This window comes from Xanthomonas cannabis pv. cannabis (assembly GCF_000802365.1).
In the GTDB taxonomy this organism is placed as follows: Bacteria; Pseudomonadota; Gammaproteobacteria; order Xanthomonadales; family Xanthomonadaceae; genus Xanthomonas; species Xanthomonas cannabis.
This window is the reverse complement of the sequence record NZ_JSZE01000228.1, coordinates 1-333: the sequence shown is the minus strand read 5'-3', so window position 1 is coordinate 333 and position 333 is coordinate 1. Positions and strand designations below refer to the sequence as shown.

1 protein-coding gene is annotated in these 333 nt (G+C 70.6%); it reads left to right on the top strand.

Translation table 11 applies throughout. The features are described from left to right. Positions 1 to 58: 58 nt before the first annotated feature. On the top strand, positions 59 to 333 hold a 275-nt coding region (locus tag OZ10_RS20205), incomplete at its 3' end, for a carboxylesterase family protein (protein ID WP_139051383.1).

Sequence of the window (333 nt, the reverse complement as noted above, 5' to 3'; positions counted from 1 at the left end):
CTACACGTGCAGTCGGGATGATGGCGGACGTCCTTACCGCACTGGCAGAGCCTCGCACATGCTTGAACTGAAACATCTCGGCGCCGTGCTGCTGGCCGCCTGCATGTTGGGCGGCTGCGCACCGCGTCGTCCCGGCGAGGTGCCGGCACTGGTGCAGGCGCACGATGCGCGTGCGGTGGTGGTGCAGACCGACGCCGGGCCGGTGCGCGGTGTGGCCAGCGCGCACGGCAAGGTCTTCCTGGGCATACCGTTCGCAGCGCCGCCGGTGGGCGCATTGCGCTTCCGCGCGCCACAACCGGTGCCGGCCTGGAAGGACGTGCGCGATGCCACGCA